Genomic DNA, 21462 nt, shown 5'->3' on the forward strand with positions numbered 1-21462 from the left:
AGCAGCGTTTTTTTAGAATTTGAGACGACTCTTTTTGACCTTATAAGCGATCCATAATTTTTTGGTAGGGCTGACGTGTATGCGTTGTTGCAGAATTTTTTGTGGGTCTTTAGCGAGTTTTTTGAGTAAGGCTTGAGCCATTGTAATACGTGCAAAAATCGGTTTGAGGATACGTAAATCGTGTTTAGTTAAGGTGCTCGGAATGGCCCTAAAAGCCTGTTGTCGAAGTTCGAGTGCACGTGCGATTTGCTGGGCGATTAAATCATCAAATTCCGTCTCATATTGGCGATTGAGTAAGATGGCAGCGGTTAATTGATGCTCACGCAGGTCTGACATCGGCACATAAATGCGATTTTGTTGGGCGGCCAAGCCCACATCGCGAATAAGACTACTGTACAAACAGAACTGGCCGAGTAAATCCATAAACTTGCCATCATCTTGGTCTAAGGCAATGCGTAAAGCGTTTTGCTTGCGATTTTTGGCCATGAGCAAAATAGCAGTACTCAAACGTGCTGTCGAACCTCCTAATAGCGTGAGATATTTTTGTAGGGCTGGCCAGTCGAGATAGCGGTTGTGTTGAAGATCCATTTCAACCGCATCAATGAGCTGTTCGATGACGGGCAGTAAGGCGGGTTGCTTGACAAATTCTAGGGGTAAATTGTTGAGGGCCTGCAAAATAGGGTGCGAAGGGGCGGCGCCTTGCCAGGTTTTTTGGATTTCATGGCGCCACCATGTCAACTTCATGCGCGCCACGGATGGCTCGGCACATTCATACAAGATCGCCTCGAGTTCTTTGATGAGCGCAAACAAGGCCATCAAGCCGCGTTTGCCTGGCTCAGGCGTATAAAACAAGGTGTAATAAAGGCTGGTGCCGCGATGTAAGACTTTGTCGGCACAGTAATTTTCTGGGGTCATACTCGGATTGATTTAAAAAGCATCAATGCTATTTTAGGCGATTTCGTTTTCTATAATTTCTGATTTGACTGGCGTACAATATTATAAATTTTTTAGGAGTTTATAGTGACACGCCCAATACAAGCGACCATCTCAAGCGCTAATATGCGCCATAACTTAGAGCAGGTGGCACGACGCTTACAGTACTTTAGAGATGAGTCTGGGATCCAGGGTCCAGACAGCCAGATTTTTGCCGTCGTCAAAGCCAATGCCTATGGTCATGGTTTGGCCACTGCGGTGCAGGCCTTTGCGCAAGCCGATGGTCTGAGTGTCATCGAAATTGAAGCCCTTAGCCGCCTTAGAGAATTGGGTTGGCAAAAATCTCTATTACTGCTAGAGGGTTTTTTTGAGGCTGCAGATATTCAGGTGCTAGATCGTACGCGAGCGATTACCGCTGTACACAATTTTGAGCAGATCCAACAGTTGGCACAGGCCCAGGTACAACACCCCATACAAGTATTCCTCAAAATCAATAGTGGCATGAACCGCCTAGGGTTTGTAGCCAAAAATGTGGATCGAGCTTACCAACAATTACAGCAATTACAGAACCAGGGTCAGGTGCAGCTACTGGGCTTTATGAGTCATTTTGCCAATGCCGATGCGCAGTTGCAGGCCATTGCTGAACCTTGGGCCTTATTGCAGAAAATCACTGATGATTATGACGACATGTTGTGTATCTGCAATTCAGCGGCGATTTTACGTCACCCTCAATGCAGTGCTTTGCAAAAAGCCAATATTGTCCGCCCAGGTATTTGTTTGTATGGCTCTTCCCCTATGGGCATGCTTGAGCATGAAACGGCTGCAGATTATGGTCTAAAACCCGCCATGTCTCTCAAAGCAAAAATTATAGAGATCCAAGAAGTTGACGCCGGCCAAAGTGTTGGCTATGGCAGCACTTTTACGGCTCAGCACAAGAGCAAAATCGCCGTGGTGGCTTGTGGCTATGCGGATGGCTATCCACGCTCCGCGGCTAACGGCACACCCGTGGTAGTCAATGGCGTGCGCGCGGCCATTGCCGGCCGTGTCTCCATGGATATGTTAACCATTGATGTGACCCATATTGCGGATGTACAGCTGGGTGACTGGGTTTACTTGTGGGGTGAAAATGGTCCTAGTATTGACGAAGTCGCTGCCCATTCAGGACGTATTTCCTACGAGATTTTATGTGCTCTGGCTAACCGCGTGCCACGCGTTTACGAATAAAAACGCTTAAAATGGAGAATTTTCATTTCATCGACTAAGGATCGGCAGACATGGCTAAAACAAAGACAGTGTTTGTATGTAAGGCGTGTGGTGGTCAAAGCCCTAAGTGGCAAGGCCAATGCCCGCACTGTCTGGCTTGGAATACTCTAGAAGAAGAGACGCTTAGTCCTAGTGCAAGTCCAACGAACAATCGCTACAGCCATCTTGCCAAAAGTTCGGCCATCCGCTCGCTAGCGGATATCCAAGCGATCCAAACACCGCGTCAAGCAACGCATCTAGCCGAATTTGATCGCGTCTTGGGGGGCGGCTTAGTGCCAGGTTCAGTGGTGCTGATTGGTGGTGATCCAGGCATCGGTAAGTCCACTTTACTTCTGCAAACGTTGGCGGCGATGTCGAGTTCCACTCGCGTTCTTTATGTCACGGGCGAGGAATCGGCCGAACAAGTAGCGTTGCGTGCACAACGTCTAGAAGTGGGTGTCGAGCATATTCAGATACTGGCCGAAATTCAACTTGAGCAAATTCTCCAGGGCATACAGCAAGTGGCACCCAAAGTGGTAGTGATAGACTCGATTCAAACCTTATTTTCGGCAGAATTGACCGCTGCCCCGGGGTCCGTGTCTCAAGTGCGCGAATGCGCGGCGCAACTGACGCGTTTAGCCAAGCAATATGGCATTTCGATGGTCATGATTGGGCATGTCACTAAAGACGGCAGCCTAGCTGGGCCGCGTATTCTCGAGCATATAGTTGATGTGGTCTTGTATTTTGAAGGTGAAAACCATTCCTCATATCGCTTAGTACGTGCCTTTAAGAACCGTTTTGGCGCCGTCAATGAGCTGGGTGTATTCGCCATGACCGATAAGGGACTCAAAGGCATTAGTAACCCTTCTGCAATTTTCTTATCACAACACTCTAATGAAATCGCGGGTTCTTGTGTTATGGCCACGCAAGAGGGCACGCGGCCGCTACTCGTAGAGATTCAAGCCTTGGTCGATATTGCCAAAGTGCCCAATCCACGGCGTCTGAGTCTAGGGATTGATAGCAGTCGTTTAGCGATGTTATTAGCCGTTTTGCATCGTCATGCGGGGATTGCTAGTTACGATAGAGATGTCTTTGTAAATGCGGTGGGGGGCGTTCGGATTGCCGAGACGGCGGCGGATTTGCCTGTGTTGTTGGCGATTATTTCTTCGATGCGTGATAAACCCTTGCCGGTGGGCTTAATTGCCTTTGGTGAGGTGGGTTTAGCGGGCGAAATACGTCCTGCACCGCGTGGTCAAGAACGTCTCAAAGAGGCCGTGAAGTTGGGCTTTAGCAAGGCTATGATCCCACGCCATAATGCCCCCAAACAAAAAATCTCTGGCTTGGAAATTTGGCCAGTCTCGCGTATTAGTGATGTTTTAGACTATTTGCGATAAGGCTCATTATGAAACACCAGATTTTTATCCAGCCTCACTATGGCATGTTATTGCACGCGGACTGGCAAGTCGAGCCAAGCCCGGCTTTATTTGATGTGCAGCATTATCCGCAGGCGCAAGCCGTGGGCCAGGGGGGACGTAATGCCGCCTGGTTTATCCAAACCCAACAGGGGGCCGCGGTATTGCGTTATTTTCGGCGGGGTGGCCTGCTGGCCAAATTAATACAGCGCCATTATCTTTGGAGCGGTGTAGAGCATTGCCGCGCTTTTCGGGAATTTGCTGTGCTAGCGTATTTGCACGAACAAAAAGTCTTGGTACCTAAGGTGCTGGGCGCCTATTATCAAAAGGCCTGGGGCTGGTGCCAAATGGCCTTAATCACCGAGCAAGTCCCTAAGGCCCAACCCATCGTAGTAGTATTACAACAAATTCAAGAAAATTCTGCGCTTTATGATTTATTAGCACGGCAAACTGCTATTACAATTCATAGCATGCATAAAGCAGGCGTTTGGCATGCCGATTTAAATGCATATAATTTGCTGTTCACCGCTAGTGAACACGTCTATGTGATTGATTTTGATAAAGCCAAGCGCTATCCCACGGCAGTGCCAGCGTCTAAGGCACACCAAAATCTAAGCAGATTGCAACGTTCACTCGTGAAAGTCAGTGGCCAAAAAGGTGAGCTTTTTTGGCAAAAAATCCACAATTTCTATTCAGAAATAAAGCCCACGTAACCAACCATTCTCTTTAAACTGGCTTGGTGTACGAAAAATTAAAAAGGAATTATGGTAAGGATGAATGCATCACTTCTTCCCTTTATTACAAAAAAAATCCGCTCTGCGCTGGCAGGCCTGACACTATTGTTCGCGACGTTCAGTGCTCAAGCTGACTCGGGGGTGGTCAATGTCTATAACTGGGCTGAATATTTAGCCTCCGATACCTTACCTGGCTTTACCCGCCAGACGGGCATTAAGGTGCATTATGACACCTTTGATACCAATGATATTTTGCAAGCTAAATTACTAACGGGTAAATCGGGCTACGATATTGTCGTGCCATCGACGCACTACGCCAGTCGCTTTATCCAAGCCGGCCTTTTGCAAAAACTCGACAAGTCCAAATTTCCTAACTGGAAATACCTTGATCCCGATATTTTGGCCTTACTAGAGGATGTAGACCCGGGCAATCAGTATTTGATTCCTTGGGGCATGGGTACAGACGCGCTGGGCTACAACATTGATAAGGTCAAAAGTATTATGGGTGAGGATTTTAACTTTGCCAGTTGGGAAAATCTTTTTGATCCGAAAATCATTGCCAAACTCAAAACCTGCGGGGTGTCTATTCTCGATGAACCAGCGCAAGTATTTCCAGCAGTTTTACATTATTTAGGTAAGGATCCTAATAGTTCCGAGCTTGAGGATTATGAAGAAGCCTTTGAAGTCCTCAAAAAAATACGACCATATATTCGGCAATTTAGTTCCTCTGGCTATATTGATGAGCTAGCGTCAGGCGATTTATGCATGGTTTATGGCTTTAATGGTGATGTCATGATTGCGGCACATCGTGCACGTGAAGCCAAACAAAAATTCCAGGTGGACTTTTTTACGCCACCTGATGGGGCGCCGGTATTTTTCGATACCATGGCCATTACGGCCGATGCCGACAATTACGACAATGCAATGGCGTTTATTAATTACATAGAAACGCCGCAAGTGCATGCTGACATTACTAATGAGATGTTTTATGCCAATGCCAATAAAGAAGCGCGCAAGTATGTCGACCCAGAATTAGCCACTAATGCCGCGATTTATCCTCCCCCTGAAGTCAGTAAACATTTATTTGTGATTAAATCGCAACCCGTCAAAGTCGTACGCATGCAAACACGTCTGTGGGCAAAATTGAAAACACTAAGGAACTAATAACACATGGCTGATACTACTTATACTAATACGGTTAATGATCCGGAAGAGTTCGTAAAATTTGTGGATATCGTCAAAATCTTTAATGATTTTGTGGCGGTTAATAGCGTTAATTTAACCGTGTATCGTCACGAAATATTTGCCTTGCTAGGTAGTTCTGGTAGTGGTAAATCAACCCTATTGCGTATGTTAGCTGGCTTTGAGACGCCTACTTCAGGACAAATCATTCTCGATGGCGAGGATATTACCGCTATCCCACCTTATAAACGTCCCGTCAATATGATGTTCCAGTCTTATGCCTTATTTCCGCATATGACTGTCGAACAAAATGTAGCCTATGGCCTCAAACAAATGAAGGTACCCAAAAACGAAATTCACGAGCGGGTCTTCGATGCCTTAGATTTGGTACAAATGGCGGGATATTCGCGCCGTAAACCGTCGCAATTATCGGGCGGTCAACAGCAGCGGGTGGCTTTGGCCCGCAGTCTTGTCAAACGTCCTAAGCTCTTATTGCTAGACGAGCCCATGTCGGCCCTTGATAAGCAAATTCGCCAAAAAACCCAAATTGAATTGGTGAATATTCTCGATCAAGTTGGTGTTACCTGCATTATGGTGACTCATGATCAAGATGAAGCAATGGTCATGGCCAATCGTCTGGCCGTCATGACGAGTGGCGAAATTGTCCAGTGTGGTACCCCTCAAGAAGTCTATGCCTTCCCGAACTCTCAGTTTGTCGCGGGTTTTATTGGCTCGACTAATATTTTTACAGGCACGATTGTGGTTGATGAGCCCGATCATGTCCTTATCGAAAGTGATGATTTAATGCGTCCACTTTACGTCAATCACGGTGTCTCTGAACCTTTGGGCATGGAGGTTTATGTCTCGATCCGTCCCGAGCAGATTCGCTTGCATTCTGAGTACCCAGACAATGAAGTCAATGTAGGTCATGGCTTTGTCACGCACTTAGCTTGGATGGGTAGTTATATGCAATACCAAATCCGTTTGGATACCGGTAAATTAATCGAAGCCGCAATCCCTGTGCGTTTATCTAACGATGAATCTCCAGCCGTCGATGATGAAGTGTATTTGACCTGGGGACCAGATAGCGGGACGGTATTGCCATCATGAAAAAATTCACTAAAGATATTAAGGCCTTCTTTAGTTTAAATACGCTGGCAATCGTGCCACCGTATTTATGGTTGGTACTGGTATTGTTATTGCCATTTATTCTAATGCTCAAGATCAGTGTCTCTGAGGCCGTCTTTAAAATTCCGCCTTATGGTGACATTGTTAGTATCAAAGATCATTTGCTGAATCTTAAGTTTGATCTTGATAGCTATTACAGCCTCTTTACCGACACCTTATTCTTGGGATCGTATTTACGCTCGATCAAAATGGCAGCGATTGCCACCATACTTTGTATTTTGATTGGCTATCCCATGGCCTACTATATTGCTCGATCCAAACCAAGAACGCGCAATTTATTATTACTCGCCGTCATTTTGCCTTTTTGGACGTCCTTATTGCTTCGTGTCTACGCCTGGATTGGCATTCTAAGAACTGAGGGTTTACTTAATAATTTCTTGCTTTGGCTCGGTATTATTGAGCAACCCCTAGAGATGTATCGTACCGACTTTGCGGTTTATATTGGCTTGGTATACACCTATTTGCCATTCTTTATTTTGCCTTTGTATACCAATCTCCTAAAGTTGGACCAAAATTTATTAGATGCGGCTGCCGATCTTGGCGCTAAACCCATTAATGTCTTTTTTAGTGTGACCCTGCCCATGTCGATGTCCGGTATTATTTCGGGGGCCATGTTGGTTTTTATCCCATCCGTAGGGGAGTACGTGATTCCTGAACTCTTGGGCGGCACCAATACCTATATGATTGGTCGTGTCATGTGGGATCAATTCTTTACCAATGCTGACTGGCCGATGGCCTCTGCCGTCACGGTGGTCATGATTATGATTCTCCTCATCCCATTGGTCGTGTTCCAGTACTACCAAGCCAAGCAATTTAAACAGGGGCGCAAGAAATGAATTCATCCTTAATTAGACGCATACTGGTGCTAGGGTTTGGTTTTGCCTTTTTGTACATTCCTATTATTTGCTTGGTGGTGTTTTCTTTTAATGATTCTGCCTTGCAATCAACATGGGCTGGCTTTTCTTTGCGCTGGTACAAAAGCCTTTTTCAAGATCAAGCCTTACTCAAAGCCGCTTGGCTATCGATTAAGGTCGCGGTACTCTCTGCCAGTGCGGCTGTGATTATCGGTACGTGGTGCGGTTATGTCTTGGCCCGAAAAGGACCGTTTAAAGGGTTTTCTTTGTACATTGGTATGCTCAATGCGCCCTTAGTCATCCCTGATGTGATTATGGGGATTTCCATCTTATTAATGATTATTGAAATTCGTAAATTAGTGGGTTTTCCTGAGCATAATGGTATTTTTACGATTTGGTTGGGGCACGTGACGTTATGTGTCGCTTATGTTGCGATTGTGATATCGGCACGCGTGCGTGAGTTAAATCGCTCCCTAGAGGAGGCCGCACTTGACTTAGGCGCCTCGCCACTTAAGGTCTTTTTTACGATTATCCTGCCTTTACTAGCACCAGCGATGGTGTCGGCCTGGTTGCTGTCATTTACCTTGTCATTAGACGATGTCGTGATTGCTTCATTCTTGAGTGGTCCGGGCTATACGACCTTACCGATAGAGGTATTTTCGCGCGTGCGACTCGGGGTCAAGCCCGAAGTCAATGCCTTAGCGACACTCTTTATTGTGGTGGTTGGCGTCTTTGTTATCATAGGGAATCAACTCCAACAACGTGGTCTCAAAAGGAAAAAAAATGATTGAGCTTTATGGTCTCAAAAACTGCAGTACATGTCGTAAAGCGCGTCAATGGTTAGAGGAAGCTGGCCTGGACTATCAGTTTATTGATGTTCGTGAACAAGCACCTAGCGCTAGCCAATTACAACAATGGGCCCAAGCGTTAGGTTGGCAAAGACTGATTAACAAAGCTTCACAAACGTGGCGGCAATTGACGGAGAACCAAAAAGCTCAAGCCAGCGCCGAGCACTTTGTAGCGCTGCTACAAGCGTTCCCTAGTCTCATGAAGCGCCCGCTCTTGCAAAGCAGTAAGCATGGTTATCTGCTGGGCTTTAAGCCTGAGCAGTATCAGGCTTTTTTTAGCAATCACTAAACGGCAACCCAAAAAGGCAAGCTATGGCAAACAATGTCGATCAACTTAAGCAACAAGTCGCGCTGGCGGCTGTGAAATACATTCAACCCTACCTCAAGCCCGATGCCATTATTGGTGTGGGCACGGGGTCGACCGCAGATTTGTTTATTGATGCGTTATCCCAGCACAAGCAACAATTTAAAGCGGCAGTGGCTAGTTCCAAACGTAGTGCCGAGCGTTTACGGCAACATGGTATTACGGTGTTAGACCTAAACCAGGTCGAAACCATGCCGGTGTATGTCGATGGTGCTGACGAAATTAATCCACAACTACAAATGATTAAAGGCGGGGGCGGTGCCCTCACTCAGGAGAAAATCGTCGCTTCTGTGGCAGAACATTTCGTCTGTATTGCCGATCATAGCAAGTGGGTCGAGACTTTAGGGGCTTTCAAAATCCCTCTCGAAGTGATTGACTCTGCAAAGCAGGCGGTGATTCGTCAATTACAACACTTAGGAGCCAGTCAGGTCACAGAGCGTGCTGGTTTCATTAGTGATAATGGTCATCCCATTTTAGATGCGGCTGGCTTTGCCTTGACAGACGCGCGCGAGCTGGAGCAGGCGATTAATCAAATACCGGGGGTTGTGTGTTGCGGTTTATTTGCCCAAAAACCAGCCTCAGTGTTACTGCTTGCCAAGCCAGATGGGGTGCAGACTATTAGTCTTTAGGGCGTGTTTGTCATACGAATGTAACATATCTTTATTAAGATACCGATAATTATTTTGCAAAGGATCCAAATGGAACATACCAATAAAAGCTTAGGGCAGGATTTAGACGAGATTCGTTCAAGTTTTCTTCGTATGGGCGGTATTGTTGAATCAATGATTCAAGATGCGGTCATTATTCTTAATACAGGAGACTTGTCGCTGGTTGATAAGGTCAAAGAGCGTGAAAAAGAAGTCAATCAACTTGAGATTGATATCGATAGTACGATTGCTCGTGTGCTCGCCCTACAACAACCTACGGCGATTGACTTGCGTTTATTGTTGTCTGTCTCCAAAATGTTGACGGACTTAGAACGTAGCGCTGATGAAGCCGACAAAATTTCCAAAACAGCACGCCGCATGTTTGAGTCCAATAGCCAATACGAAACGATTATCGAATTGGATCATATGGGCGTTAACGTCGCTAAAATGCTACAAAATGTTCTTGATGCCTTTGCACGTTACGATGCCATTGCCGCCGCTGAAGTGGTACGCTCCGACAAAAAAATCGACAAAGAATGGAAGGGTGTGTTGCGCTCAGCCAGTAGCTTTATGATTGAGGATCCACGTTTGATTTCCAGTTGTATTGATTTGATGTTCATCGCTCGCTCTCTAGAACGTATCGGTGATCACTCCAAAAATATGGCTGAACGTGTGATTTATTTGGTTCAAGGTGAGGATGTGCGTCACACTGGCGTCAAAAACGCCGAATCCGTTGCGCGTAACGAGGGTCCTGCTACGCTTGAATAAGTCTAGCTAGCTCGAGTGCTTAGCTTAGTTTAGATTATGCAGAATTTTGTGATGTAGTTTTTTGATAATTTATCAAACGCATAAATTTGCCAGTGAGTGAGTTTATGCGTTTTTTTGTGTTCTGCGCATCTACCACTAGCAGGCCTAAAAAAAAGCAAGCCGATCAAGGCTTGCTTTTTTGTTCTAAAAAGTCATGGAAGTTTATACCCAGTTAGGCACTTGGCGGTACAAAACCATGGGCTTCGACGTCTTGATCGTCAAATAAATACGTTTCCATTTGTTGTTGTAAATACTTGCGGGCGCGAGAGTCTGCAAGATTGAGGCGATTTTCATTGACTAAACGGGTTTGGATAGCGGTCCAATCTTCCCAGGCTTGCTTAGAAATATGTTGCCAGATTTTTTTGCCTAATTCACCAGGATAAGGAGGGTAGTCTAGACCCTCTAATTCTTTATTAAGTTTGACGCAATGAACCATGCGAGCCATAAGATATACCTCTATAGTTTTTTCATGAAAATAAGACTGTTACGAGATCGATTGTAATTCATTTGCTTGGTCTTAGGCAGCTCACTGACATTGACATGTTTAAATCCACGTTTGACAAACCAATGGGAGGTACGGGTGGTGAGCACAAATAAATGCTTAATACCTAGCGCTTTGGCCTTGGTTTCCGTGTGCTTGAGGAGAACCTCACCGTCGCCTGCAGATTGCCAGTCAGGATGGACGATCAGACAGGCCATTTCCGCCATTTTTTCTTCGGGGTATGGAAATAAGGCGACACAGCCATAAATCACGCCATCATGTTCGAGAACCGTAAAGTGCTCAACGTCGCGTTCAAGCGTGCCGCGATCGCGCGGAATAAGGGTGCCGTCTTGCTCGAGAGGTTGAATTAAGCTCATTAAGGCCCCAATATCATCTAAGGTGGCAGGGCGCAAATCATCGAGGGGGTCTTCAACCACCATTGTGCCGACACCATCGTGCGTGAAATATTCGAGCAGAATATTACCATCAATTTCATAAGGGATTAGATGCGCACGCTTCACGCCTTTTTTGACGGCCTTAGAGGCAAGTTTTAGGTATTGTCGAGTCTGCCAATCGAGTTTATCCGTGGCGATCAGTGCTTCGGCCGCGGCGCGGGCTATTTCGGTTATCACCGTACCGTCGGCTTCACGCACACGGTTGTCCTTGGTAATAAACAAGAGTTTATCGGCCTTAAGGGCAATCGCTGCATGTGAAGCAATATCCTCCATGGCTAGATTAAAAGCTTCTCCCGTAGGAGAAAAGCCGATAGGGGCCATCAAGACGATCGCATTTAGTGATAGAGCTCCCTTTATGGCTTCAAGATCGAACTTACGAACTTTGCCGGTATGCAAAAAATCCACACCGTCGACAATGCCGACAGGTTGGGCAATCGCAAAATTACCCGAGATCACGTGGATATTGGAGTTTGACATAGGGGTATTAGGCAAACCTTGACTAAAAGCGGCTTCAATATCAAGTCGAATTTCGCCAGAGGCTTCTTTACAGCACTCTAGCACTTCAGCACTAGTCGGTTCGAGTTGTAAGGTAAGTTGCTGATCTTCTAAGCCCTTGAGGCGCAGTTGCTCATTGACTTGTGGCTGCGAACCATAGACGACGATAAGGCGTACCCCTAAGGCCGTCAGCAAGGATAAATCCTGCACTAGTGCATTTAGCTTGCCTTCTTGAATGAGATTGCCATCAAAACCCACGACAAAGGTTTGACCACGTACGGCGCGGACATAAGGCGCAACTTCACGAAACCAGCGCACAAACTGTGCGGGTGCAAATTCAGGGGCATCTAAGGCAGAAACGGTGTCTGTTTGACTCATAACGCAATGATAAAGTGACCTAGGAGTGCAAATTATAGGCTGAAAAGTGAATACTGCCTATGAATTAGCTGTTTAAATTTAGGTATTTTATAAAAAATAGTAAAATCACGGCATGCAAAAAAATCCAGTTATACCTCATATTTCTTATCCTGAGGATTTACCCGTAAGTGCTTGGCGCCAACAAATTAAAACGGCGTTACAACAGCACCAAGTCTTGATTATTTCGGGTGAAACGGGTTCAGGTAAGACCACGCAATTACCCAAGATTTGTCTTGAAGCCGGGCGGGCGCAGCGCGGCAAAATCATTGCTCATACGCAACCGCGACGGATTGCGGCCGTTTCTGTGGCGAAACGGATTGCCGCTGAACTCAACACAGAAATAGGGGCACTGGTGGGCTACCAAATTCGTTTCAGCGACAAGAGTAGTGCCAACTCGCTCATTAAACTCATGACAGATGGGATTTTGTTGGCACAGACGCAACACGATCCCTTACTCAAACGATACGATACCATTATTATCGATGAGGCCCATGAACGCAGTCTAAATATTGATTTCTTATTGGGGTATCTCAAGCAGCTTTTACCTAAGCGCCCCGATCTTAAAGTCATCATTACCTCGGCCACTATTGATGCTCAAAAATTTGCACAGCATTTTAGCGATGCCAAGGGGCAAGCGGCCAAAGTCTTTGAAGTGTCGGGTCGTCTTTATCCCGTCGAAGTGCGCTATCGGCCTATTTATGATCCGAAAGACACCTTGGACTCCGAGGAACAAGCGCAAAGAGATGATGAAAAAGACCTCATGCTGGCCATCGCCAATGGTGTAGAAGAGTGTGAACGCAGTGGTAGTGGCGACATTCTTGTGTTTTTGCCGGGTGAACGAGAGATTAGGGAGTCGGCGGATTTTTTACAACGTCATGGCTTTAGGCATCTGGAAATCCTACCCCTTTATGCGCGCTTATCTCAAGCAGAGCAGGATCGTATCTTTAATCCTCGCACGAATGTACGTCGCGTTATTTTGTCTACCAATGTGGCCGAGACCTCATTGACAGTACCCGGGATTCGTTTTGTGATTGACTCGGGTCTGGCGCGCGTTAAACGCTATTCTTGGCGCAACAAGGTCGAGCAACTGCAAATCGAGCCGATTAGTCAGGCGGCGGCGAATCAGCGGGTGGGTCGTTGTGGTCGCCTAGGACCTGGCATTTGCCTACGCTTATATGACGAGCAAGATTTTCAGCGTCGCAGTCGCTTTACCGATCCAGAGATTTTGCGATCTTCATTAGCCACAGTGATTTTGCGCATGAAGTCTTTGCATTTGCAAAGTATTGAAGCGTTCCCCTTTGTGGATCAACCCAGTGGCAAAGCTGTCGCGGCTGGTTATGACTTATTACAAGAACTCGGTGCGCTCAACGAACACAATCGCCTCACCCAAATTGGCTCGCAAATTGCTCGCCTACCGCTAGATCCGCGCCTGGCGCGCATGTTGTTGGCGGCCAAAGAGCAGCAAGCACTGGCTGAAGTGCTCGTCATTGTTGCGGCCTTATCGGTGCAAGATCCTCGCGAGCACCCATTTGATGCGCAACAAGCCAGTCAGCAGGCGCATGCCCAATTTAAGGATAAACAGTCTGAGTTCAAGCTATATCTCAATCTTTGGAAATGGTATTTGCATGAACTCAAACACAAAAAATCACAACGCAAACTACAGCAACTCCTACATAAAACCTATTTGTCGCCACGTCGTCTGCGAGAATGGCACGATATTTATGTGCAACTGAAAACCTTGGTCAGTGAGTTAGGCTGGCGGTTGAATCAGGAAGAGGCCACTGATGAGCAATTGCATAAGGCTTTACTGACGGGCTTATTGGGTAATATAGGCCTAAAAAACGACGCGGATAATTTCTATCAAGGGGCGCGTAATATCCGCTTTTTGGTACACCCATCCTCGACCTTCCACAAAAAAGCGGGTAAATGGATTATGGTGGCCGAATTGATAGAGACTTCTCGACTCTATGGTCATTGTGTAGCAAAAATTGATCCGCGCTGGATAGAAGCCGTGGCCAAACATTTGTTACACAAAGCCTATTCCGATCCTCAGTTTTATCCTCAACGGGGCCAAGTATTGATCAATGAGCGCGCCACGCTCTATGGCTTACCGATTTATAACGGCCGCAAAGTCGGCTATCAACGGATCGATCGTGCCAAGGCTCGCGAAGTCTTTATCCGTGAAGCCTTGGTAGCAGGACGCCTCTTACATCCTCTGCCTTTTCTTAAAAAAAATCTGCAGCTCACGGCCGATATTGAACGGATGGAACACAAGGCCAGACGCCAAGATATTTTGGTAGATGATGAACTGATTTACGCCTTTTATGATCATTTAATTCCGCAGGATATCAGTCAAGCGGCCACTCTTGAGAAATGGTATAAGCAGTTAGATAACCGCCAAAAGCAAGCGTTGATTTTACGTAAAAAAGATTTAATGCAGCATGAGGCGGCCGGCATTACCTCCGAGATATTCCCCAAAACGATACAGATGGATCAGCTCAGTTTTAAATTGAGTTATCACTTTGAGCCAGGGTCCCCCAAAGATGGGGTCACCATGACTGTGCCGGTATTTGCGCTCAATCGTATTCACCCGCAACAAACGCAGTGGCTGGTACCGGGTATGCTCAAAGAAAAAGTGCAATGGCTGCTGAAATCGCTACCCCAACGGTTGCGTCGCCATTGTGTACCTTTGCCAGATTATGCTCAGGGTTTTTATGGGCGCCACAGTGATGAAACATCGCAACAACAAGATCTTATTGATGCACTGATCGCAGATATTTTTGAGCAAACACAAACGCGTGTCGAACGCCAAGACTTTAAGCCAGAAAGCTTACCGCCGCATTTAATCATGTCTTTTAAAATTGTCGATGAGTTTGGTCGCATGCTCTCGGCGGGGCGCAATTTGGCGCAACTAAAGGCGGAACATGCACCTCAGAGCAAACAACAATTACAGGATATTTTGCAGGCAGATCCACAAGCGGCCGATGTCGTCGCCGATAAGCATATTACAAGTTGGACCTTTGGTGAATTGCCCGAAATCCTCGAAATCAAGCGTGGTAACCAGAGTGCTATAGGTTACCCTGCACTCTATGATCAAGGCTATGACTGTCGCATTGAAGTCTATGACGATGCGGATGTGGCGCGTGCCACACAGCGCCAAGGCTTATTGCGTCTTTACAAAATAGCGCTTAAGGAACAGATCAAATACTTAAGTAAAAATATTAAATCATTGACCAATCTAGGTTTGTTATACGCACCTTTAGGGTCACAAGAAGAGCTCAAAGAGCAATTGCTTGACTGTGCCTTGTTGCAATCATGCCTGTCGCAAGAATGGCCGCAAAATGCTGATCAATTTGCGGCCTCTGTGCAAGCCGCAAAAGGGCGGTTTGGCTTAATTTTGCAAGAAGTTGTGCAATTGGCGCTACAAATTCTCAATGAATTAACACTCGCGCTCAGAAAGCTAGGACAGATAAAAACGTACAAAAATGCCTATGCCGATATCCATAATAATCTGCAATGGCTTGTACCTAAAGACTTTTTGCTACGCCATCCTTATGCGCACTTAAAGCATTTACCACGTTATCTAAAAGCCTCCCAAATGCGGGTCGATAAACTGCTGCAAGATCCTGTTCGAGACCAACGAAATCTTAACGAATTATTATCGATATTGGTAAAATTTAAACAGTATCGTCAGCAACTCAAAGGCCAATTTAGCCAAGAACTCGAAGACTTTACTTGGCAGTTGCAAGAATTGCGAGTGCACTTATTCGCCCAAGAATTACGCACGCCTACACCGGTTTCCGTCAAACGTCTGGAGCGCAAATGGCAGGCTATGGTGCGTGCCTAATCCCAAGTTTTAATCGTTATGTCTCACAATCAACCCTCTTTTGTTCATCTTCGTAGCCACACCGAATACTCAGTAATCGATGGCACCATTCGTATCAAAGAACTCGTCAAAGCAGCGCAACAAGATCAACAAGTAGCGCTAGCAGTCAGTGACCTTATGAATATGTTTGGCTTTGTTAAATTCTACAAGGCCGCTCGTGGTGCTGGGCTCAAGGCCATTGCGGCCTGTGATATTTGGCTCGAGAATCCACATGATGCCCAACATCTCAAAATAAACGCTAAGCCTACGCCGAGCCGCTGTCTGTTGTTGGCCATGAATGATCAGGGCTATTTGCAATTATGTGAGCTCATTTCCAAGGCCTGGACCGAAAATATCCAAGGGGACCGTGCTGTGGTCAAACCCGAATGGCTAGAGGGACTTGATCATTTAATTTTGTTGTCAGGGGCGATGCAAGGCGATATCGGTCAGGCGCTAAATCGTGGCAATTATGAGCTGGCTAAACAACTCGCCCAAAATTGGGCACAGCGCTTTCCTAAACGCTTTTTTATTGAGTTGCAACGCGCCGGTTTTGAGGGTGAAGAAAGCTATATTCAGTCAGCCCTGCAGATTGCTACGCAATTGCAATTGCCGGTGGTTGCCACTCATCCTATTCAGTATTTGCATAGCAATGATTACGAAGCGCACGAAGCCCGCATTTGTATTGCTGAGGGCGAAACCCTCGGTAATCCTAATCGCCAAAAAAGATTTACGACGCAGCAGTATTTCCTGAGCGTCGAGCAAATGCAGGAGCGCTTTAAGGACATCCCTAGTGCTTTGCAAAACTCAGTAGAAATCGCTAAACGCTGTAATGTCAAATTAACCCTCGGTAAACCGCAGTTACCGCTATTTCCAACGCCAGAAGGTGTCACCCTAGATCAACACCTTGTCGATCTGGCCAAGGCCGGCCTTGAAAAACGCATGCAATTACTGTATCCAGATGAACAGGAGCGCCAGGCCAAATATCCAAGCTACACCCAAAGGCTGGAGCGCGAATGTAAAGTCATTATCGACATGGGCTTTCCTGGTTACTTTTTAATTGTCCAAGACTTTATTAATTGGGGCAAAAAAAATGGGGTGCCCGTAGGGCCAGGCCGGGGTTCAGGGGCTGGCTCTTTAGTGGCTTACTCTTTAGGCATTACAGATTTAGACCCACTGGCTTACGACTTGCTCTTTGAGCGCTTCCTCAATCCCGAACGGGTTTCAATGCCAGACTTTGATATTGATTTTTGCCAAGATAATCGTGAAAAAGTCATTGATTATGTCAAGCAAAAATACGGTCGCGATGCCGTCAGCCAGATTGCCACCTTTGGTACACTAGGTGCCAAAGCAGTAGTACGCGATGTGGGACGGGTCTTACAAATGCCGTACTCACTGTGTGATGGCTTGTCCAAGTTGATCCCATTTAATCCGGCCAATCCATGGAGTCTCAGTGATACCCTTGACAAGGAACCTGAGTTTAAGCGTCGCTACGAACAAGAAGAAGAGGTGCGCGCCATTGTTGATACTTCTTTACCGCTAGAAGGGCTAACACGTAATGTGGGGATGCATGCGGGGGGTGTCTTAATCGCGCCTAGCAAATTGACCGACTTTTGTCCGCTGTATTGTCAACCCGGCCACGAAGGGAGTGTGGTCTCGCAATACGATAAGGGCGATGTTGAGGACGTGGGTCTAGTTAAGTTTGACTTTTTGGGCTTGCGTAATCTGACCATTCTTGATTGGGCCGTGCGTTACGTACGTCGTTTCAATCAAAACCAAAAAGATTTTGACTTATTGCATTTACCACTAGACGATAAGGCCACCTTCGATTTATTTTGTGAGGGCAATACTACCGCGGTGTTCCAGGTGGAATCACGCGGCATGAAGGAACTCCTCAAAAAGCTACAACCCAATACTTTTGAAGATATTATTGCGGTGCTGGCTCTGTATCGTCCTGGTCCATTGGATTCGGGCATGGTGGACGATTTCGTCAATCGTAAACATGGTCGCGCGGCCGTTGATTATTTCCACCCGGATTTGACCTCAACCTTACAAAGCACTTATGGGGTGATTGTCTATCAAGAGCAGGTCATGCTGATCTCGCAAATCATTGGGGGCTATAGCTTAGGAAGTGCTGACTTGTTACGTCGCGCCATGGGTAAGAAAAAGCCAGAAGAAATGGCCAAGCAGCGCGTAATTTTTGAGTCTGGTGCCGTCAAAAAAGGTTACGACCCTGAAATGGCTCGCAATCTTTTTGACCTCATGGAAAAATTTGCAGGCTATGGCTTCAATAAGAGTCACTCGGCCGCTTATGCCTTGATTTCTTACCAAACTGCCTGGCTCAAAAACTATTATCCCGCTGAGTTTATGGCGGCTACTATGTCGTCCGATATGGATGATACTGACAAGATGCAGATTTTCTGGCGTGATTGCCTGGATAATGGCCTCACTATGCTGCCTGTTGATATTAATTCATCGGCCTATCGCTTTGAACCCGTGCCGGATGAACACACCAAAAAAGGCGAAGCGACGCGCACAATGCGTTATGGCATGGGTGCCGTCAAAGGCGCTGGTGAGAAGGCCATAGAAAACATCATTAAAAGTCGTGAAGCGGGTGGTCCCTTTACTGATTTATATGATTTTTGCCGCCGCATCATCGATCGTAGTAAACGGGTTACTGACAAACAAGCGCAGGCTGCTGGCAAGCTCGAAGAGGGCAACGAGAACACCGAAGTCAATAAACGCACGATTGAGGCTCTGATTCGGGCCGGGGCTTTTGACAGTATCGATAGTAATCGTGCCGCACTACTCGAAACATTGCCGCAAGCGCTAAAAGCCGCCATGCAGTCAGAAAGCAATGCAGATCAAGATTCACTGTTTGGTGATACCTCGGGCGAAATCATTCAAACGGCAATGAGTCAGGTCAAACCTTGGTCTTTATACGATAGTTTGCTCGAGGAGAAAAAAGCCATTGGCTTTTATTTCTCCCACCATTTATTCGATGTTTGGCGTCATGAAGTCAGACGGTTTATTCCGTCCACTCTGGCGTCTCTCAAAGAAAACAAACAGTCGCAGTGGCTGGCGGGGATTGTTTTGGGCGTGCGTAATTTTGCGCTCAAGAACAAACAAAATGACGAACGTCTGTACTTTATTATGTTGGACGATGGCAGCGCCCAACTGGAAATCACCTGCGATCAAGAATTGTATGAACGTTGTAAGCATTTGATTGCTATTGATAATTTATTGGTCCTCAAAGGTCGTGTCTCCAGACATGGCTATACGGGTGTGTTGCGCATTAATGCCGAGCAAATTTATGACCTTCAATCAGCACGTGAATCACAAGCCAAACACTTGTCCCTAGTGCTGAATCAACCCTGCCAAAGCCAACAATTACGCAAGCTTCTCAATCCATTTAGAGCTGAGCCCGAAAACCATAAACCCGGTGTTCCTGTGCGTATCACCTACCAGGCTCAGGATAAATGGCAATGCGATATTGAGTTGGGGGCCGATTGGCGTGTGCGCTTAGATCCAACCCTTTTACAAAACCTCCAAGACCTGCCGCAATTGACCCAATGCGATGTGATTTACAGCTAATCACCCGTCATTTCATTTTTTAGAGAGAACTCATGCAAGCCTCAGAACATACTCGCCGACCCCTTAAAATATTACATTCAGAAGCCGCGCGCTCCTTCGGTGGTCAAGAACATAGGATTTATAAAGAAATGCTCGCTATGCGCAAACGTGGCCATATCATTGAATTAGCTTGCCGCCCTGAGGCGCAATTGGTAGAACGTATGCGTGCTGAAGGATTTACAGTGCATACCGTCACCATGGGGGGCATTGTTAACTTCGTTAAAGGCGTGTTCAAGTTTCGCAAAATCCTCAAAGACGGGCAATTCGATGTGCTTAATACCCACAGTCGTAAAGACACCTTAATCGCGGCCTTGGGCGCGCGTTTAGCAGGAACGCCATTAATCGTTCGCACCCGCCATTTAGCCTCTAAAATCGGTTCCTTATTATCATATTCCTGGTTGCCACATCGTATCACGACGGTAAGTGATCACGTACGCCAAATGGTCCTGGATAAAGGCGTGCCAGACTATAAAGTCGCCACCATTTATTCGCCGGTACAGCAACCCCCACATATCGAACACTCTACTTTGCGTGATGAATTGCAGCTCGACGAAAAGGCTACGGTGGTGATTTGCGTGGCGGTCATGCGTCCCAAAAAAGGTCATATCTTTCTTTTAGAAACCATGCAACCTATGTTTGCGGCTAAGCCCGATTTGCACTTAGTGTTGGTCGGTAACGGTGAGCCTACATATACAGAGGTCAAACACTGGGTTGAGCAGCATGGTTTACAGCAGCAAGTGCACTTAATGGGGTATCGCAAGGATATTCCTAATTTGCTTAAAGGCGCTGATGTATTTGTCTTAGCGACCGAACAAGAAGCCTCCGGAACCGTATACGTTGAAGCCCAAATGGCGGGTTTGCCCGTGATTGGTACCGATGTGGGGGGAGTTTCAGAAATGATGCTGGCCGGGCAAACAGGTTTGCTTGTGCCCTCAAAAGATAGCGCGGCTCTCGCCCAGGCTTTAGAGCAACTCATTGAGAATCCCGACTTAAGACAGAAAATGGCCGCAAAAGCCCATGATTGGCTGTATCAAGAGGCGGTATTTTCGACTGAAAAACTGGCGCTCAAAACCGAGCAAGTGTACTTGCGTTGGCTGCAACAACGCTCCAATGATCCTAAATACCGCCAACCCTAACTCAAGACTTATATCCAGCCGCGCAAATAATACGTCAGCATACCAATGTATTCCTTGATGATAGAGCGACTCCCATTGAGGGCGCGGTAATTGGGAATATAGGCACTGAAATTAGGATCGTCTTTGGGAACGGTAATCTGTGGCGGGTTAGGCGCGGCGACGACATCCAAATTCATTTTGCTAAACACGCCCATGGCGCGTGGCATATGCAGGGCTGACGTCACGAGAATAATGCTTTTCAGTTGTTTTTGTTGTAGTACTTCTTGGCTGAGTGTGCCATTTTCGTGTGTGGTGCGGCTTTTTTGTTCGAGGATTAAATGATCTGGCGGTACGCCCATTTTGGTGAGTCGATGAGCCATGCCCTTGGCCTCACTAATATTACCTTCTAGGGCTCCGCCGGAGAGCAAAATGTATTGGGCCTTACCCGCAAAAAAGAGGGCGTAGGCCGTATCGATCCGAGAGTGAGACTCTTCGTGATCGATGCTCTCAAACCAGTTTGCTCGATTATTGGCCGTATGCCCCCCCAAGACCACAATGGCTTGGGCATTAGGAATGTCATCGATATTTTTGTGCGGGTATTGGCGTTCTAGATACGAACCCACCATAATCGACGTGATTGGTAAGGACCAGGCCAATACCCACACTAAAGACGTGATCACACAGGCAATAAACAATTTCTTTTTTTTGAGTAGTGCAAAAACAAAACCGATAATAAATAAGCAAATACTTAAATTAACGGGAATAATCAGGGATACTAAAAAAGTTTTCATGA

17 protein-coding genes are annotated in these 21462 nt (G+C 46.5%); 13 read left to right on the forward strand and 4 right to left on the reverse strand.

Annotated features, from left to right (window positions below):
* Positions 1 to 12: 12 nt before the first annotated feature.
* Entirely contained in the window at positions 13 to 915 is a 903-nt protein-coding gene (locus tag Q335_RS0106475) for a squalene/phytoene synthase family protein (RefSeq protein ID WP_028357926.1), read from the reverse strand.
* 105 nt (positions 916 to 1020) lie between these two features.
* On the opposite strand from Q335_RS0106475, the gene alr reads away from it, so the two are divergent.
* The 10 genes from alr (at position 1021) to phoU (ending at position 10172) form a co-directional block, all read left to right on the forward strand.
* Positions 1021 to 2157 (forward strand): alanine racemase, encoded by a 1137-nt coding sequence (alr, locus tag Q335_RS0106480; protein WP_028357927.1) that lies wholly within the window; start codon positions 1021 to 1023, stop codon positions 2155 to 2157.
* Positions 2158 to 2207: 50 nt separating this feature from the next.
* The gene (gene radA, locus Q335_RS0106485) at positions 2208 to 3569 is read left to right on the forward strand and encodes a DNA repair protein RadA (protein WP_028357928.1); all 1362 of its coding nucleotides are present in this window, start codon (positions 2208 to 2210) and stop codon (positions 3567 to 3569) included.
* An 8-nt stretch (positions 3570 to 3577) separates the two neighbouring features.
* Complete coding sequence (locus Q335_RS0106490) at positions 3578 to 4300, forward strand: 3-deoxy-D-manno-octulosonic acid kinase (RefSeq protein ID WP_028357929.1); 723 nt, start codon at positions 3578 to 3580, stop codon at positions 4298 to 4300.
* A 60-nt stretch (positions 4301 to 4360) separates the two neighbouring features.
* Positions 4361 to 5485, forward strand: coding sequence for a polyamine ABC transporter substrate-binding protein (locus tag Q335_RS0106495; protein ID WP_051532351.1), 1125 nt, complete (start codon positions 4361 to 4363; stop codon positions 5483 to 5485).
* Positions 5486 to 5491: 6 nt separating this feature from the next.
* Positions 5492 to 6613 carry an ABC transporter ATP-binding protein gene (locus Q335_RS0106500; RefSeq protein WP_028357931.1) on the forward strand — a complete coding sequence of 374 codons (1122 nt, stop codon included), beginning with the start codon at positions 5492 to 5494 and terminating at the stop codon, positions 6611 to 6613.
* On the forward strand, positions 6610 to 7527 hold the full coding sequence (locus Q335_RS0106505) for an ABC transporter permease subunit (protein ID WP_028357932.1): 918 nt from the start codon (positions 6610 to 6612) through the stop codon (positions 7525 to 7527). Before Q335_RS0106500 ends, Q335_RS0106505 begins: the two co-directional genes overlap by 4 nt.
* Positions 7524 to 8336: an ABC transporter permease subunit gene (locus tag Q335_RS0106510; RefSeq protein ID WP_028357933.1), complete on the forward strand. Its 813-nt coding sequence runs from the start codon at positions 7524 to 7526 to the stop codon at positions 8334 to 8336. Before Q335_RS0106505 ends, Q335_RS0106510 begins: the two co-directional genes overlap by 4 nt.
* A complete protein-coding gene (locus tag Q335_RS0106515) occupies positions 8329 to 8682 on the forward strand; it encodes a Spx/MgsR family RNA polymerase-binding regulatory protein (RefSeq protein ID WP_028357934.1) in 354 nt (117 codons plus the stop codon). The genes Q335_RS0106510 and Q335_RS0106515 overlap by 8 nt, the downstream gene beginning before the upstream one ends.
* Positions 8683 to 8705: 23 nt before the next feature.
* Complete coding sequence (gene rpiA, locus Q335_RS0106520; RefSeq protein ID WP_028357935.1) at positions 8706 to 9386, forward strand: ribose-5-phosphate isomerase RpiA; 681 nt, start codon at positions 8706 to 8708, stop codon at positions 9384 to 9386.
* A 69-nt stretch (positions 9387 to 9455) separates the two neighbouring features.
* Positions 9456 to 10172 carry a phosphate signaling complex protein PhoU gene (gene phoU / locus Q335_RS0106525; protein WP_038369452.1) on the forward strand — a complete coding sequence of 239 codons (717 nt, stop codon included), beginning with the start codon at positions 9456 to 9458 and terminating at the stop codon, positions 10170 to 10172.
* 211 nt (positions 10173 to 10383) lie between these two features.
* Here phoU and Q335_RS0106530 read toward each other — a convergent pair whose 3' ends face one another.
* Together Q335_RS0106530 and argA are read right to left on the reverse strand one after the other, a co-directional pair.
* Positions 10384 to 10656 carry an oxidative damage protection protein gene (locus Q335_RS0106530; protein ID WP_028357937.1) on the reverse strand — a complete coding sequence of 91 codons (273 nt, stop codon included), beginning with the start codon at positions 10654 to 10656 and terminating at the stop codon, positions 10384 to 10386.
* A gap of 11 nt (positions 10657 to 10667) precedes the next feature.
* Positions 10668 to 12020 carry an amino-acid N-acetyltransferase gene (argA, locus tag Q335_RS0106535; protein ID WP_028357938.1) on the reverse strand — a complete coding sequence of 451 codons (1353 nt, stop codon included), beginning with the start codon at positions 12018 to 12020 and terminating at the stop codon, positions 10668 to 10670.
* Positions 12021 to 12132: 112 nt separating this feature from the next.
* On the opposite strand from argA, the gene hrpA reads away from it, so the two are divergent.
* The 3 genes from hrpA to Q335_RS0106550 are packed head-to-tail and all read left to right on the forward strand — an operon-like array spanning position 12133 to position 20690.
* Complete coding sequence (gene hrpA, locus Q335_RS09575; protein WP_051532352.1) at positions 12133 to 15906, forward strand: ATP-dependent RNA helicase HrpA; 3774 nt, start codon at positions 12133 to 12135, stop codon at positions 15904 to 15906.
* An 18-nt stretch (positions 15907 to 15924) separates the two neighbouring features.
* Positions 15925 to 19515 carry a DNA polymerase III subunit alpha gene (gene dnaE, locus Q335_RS09580; protein ID WP_051532353.1) on the forward strand — a complete coding sequence of 1197 codons (3591 nt, stop codon included), beginning with the start codon at positions 15925 to 15927 and terminating at the stop codon, positions 19513 to 19515.
* 32 nt (positions 19516 to 19547) lie between these two features.
* Positions 19548 to 20690, forward strand: coding sequence for a glycosyltransferase family 4 protein (locus Q335_RS0106550; protein WP_028357939.1), 1143 nt, complete (start codon positions 19548 to 19550; stop codon positions 20688 to 20690).
* Between the two features lie 8 nt (positions 20691 to 20698).
* Here the strand turns inward: Q335_RS0106550 and Q335_RS0106555 are convergent, their stop codons facing one another.
* Positions 20699 to 21460, reverse strand: coding sequence for a YdcF family protein (locus tag Q335_RS0106555; RefSeq protein WP_028357940.1), 762 nt, complete (start codon positions 21458 to 21460; stop codon positions 20699 to 20701).
* Between the last annotated feature and the right edge of the window lie 2 nt (positions 21461 to 21462).

Origin of the sequence: Brackiella oedipodis DSM 13743 (assembly GCF_000621025.1) — a bacterium.
Classification (GTDB): domain Bacteria; phylum Pseudomonadota; class Gammaproteobacteria; order Burkholderiales; family Burkholderiaceae_B; genus Oligella; species Oligella oedipodis.

Bases quoted from the DNA above. Each gene is read 5' to 3' on its own strand.
- Q335_RS0106475 (WP_028357926.1), bottom strand. From the start codon at position 915: ATGACCCCAGAAAATTACTGTGCCGACAAAGTCTTACATCGCGGCACC.
- radA (WP_028357928.1), top strand. From the start codon at position 2,208: ATGGCTAAAACAAAGACAGTGTTTGTATGTAAGGCGTGTGGTGGTCAA.
- Q335_RS0106490 (WP_028357929.1), top strand. From the start codon at position 3,578: ATGAAACACCAGATTTTTATCCAGCCTCACTATGGCATGTTATTGCAC.
- Q335_RS0106495 (WP_051532351.1), top strand. From the start codon at position 4,361: ATGAATGCATCACTTCTTCCCTTTATTACAAAAAAAATCCGCTCTGCG.
- Q335_RS0106500 (WP_028357931.1), top strand. From the start codon at position 5,492: ATGGCTGATACTACTTATACTAATACGGTTAATGATCCGGAAGAGTTC.
- Q335_RS0106505 (WP_028357932.1), top strand. From the start codon at position 6,610: ATGAAAAAATTCACTAAAGATATTAAGGCCTTCTTTAGTTTAAATACG.
- Q335_RS0106510 (WP_028357933.1), top strand. From the start codon at position 7,524: ATGAATTCATCCTTAATTAGACGCATACTGGTGCTAGGGTTTGGTTTT.
- Q335_RS0106515 (WP_028357934.1), top strand. From the start codon at position 8,329: ATGATTGAGCTTTATGGTCTCAAAAACTGCAGTACATGTCGTAAAGCG.
- rpiA (WP_028357935.1), top strand. From the start codon at position 8,706: ATGGCAAACAATGTCGATCAACTTAAGCAACAAGTCGCGCTGGCGGCT.
- phoU (WP_038369452.1), top strand. From the start codon at position 9,456: ATGGAACATACCAATAAAAGCTTAGGGCAGGATTTAGACGAGATTCGT.
- Q335_RS0106530 (WP_028357937.1), bottom strand. From the start codon at position 10,656: ATGGCTCGCATGGTTCATTGCGTCAAACTTAATAAAGAATTAGAGGGT.
- argA (WP_028357938.1), bottom strand. From the start codon at position 12,020: ATGAGTCAAACAGACACCGTTTCTGCCTTAGATGCCCCTGAATTTGCA.
- hrpA (WP_051532352.1), top strand. From the start codon at position 12,133: ATGCAAAAAAATCCAGTTATACCTCATATTTCTTATCCTGAGGATTTA.
- dnaE (WP_051532353.1), top strand. From the start codon at position 15,925: ATGTCTCACAATCAACCCTCTTTTGTTCATCTTCGTAGCCACACCGAA.
- Q335_RS0106550 (WP_028357939.1), top strand. From the start codon at position 19,548: ATGCAAGCCTCAGAACATACTCGCCGACCCCTTAAAATATTACATTCA.
- Q335_RS0106555 (WP_028357940.1), bottom strand. From the start codon at position 21,460: ATGAAAACTTTTTTAGTATCCCTGATTATTCCCGTTAATTTAAGTATT.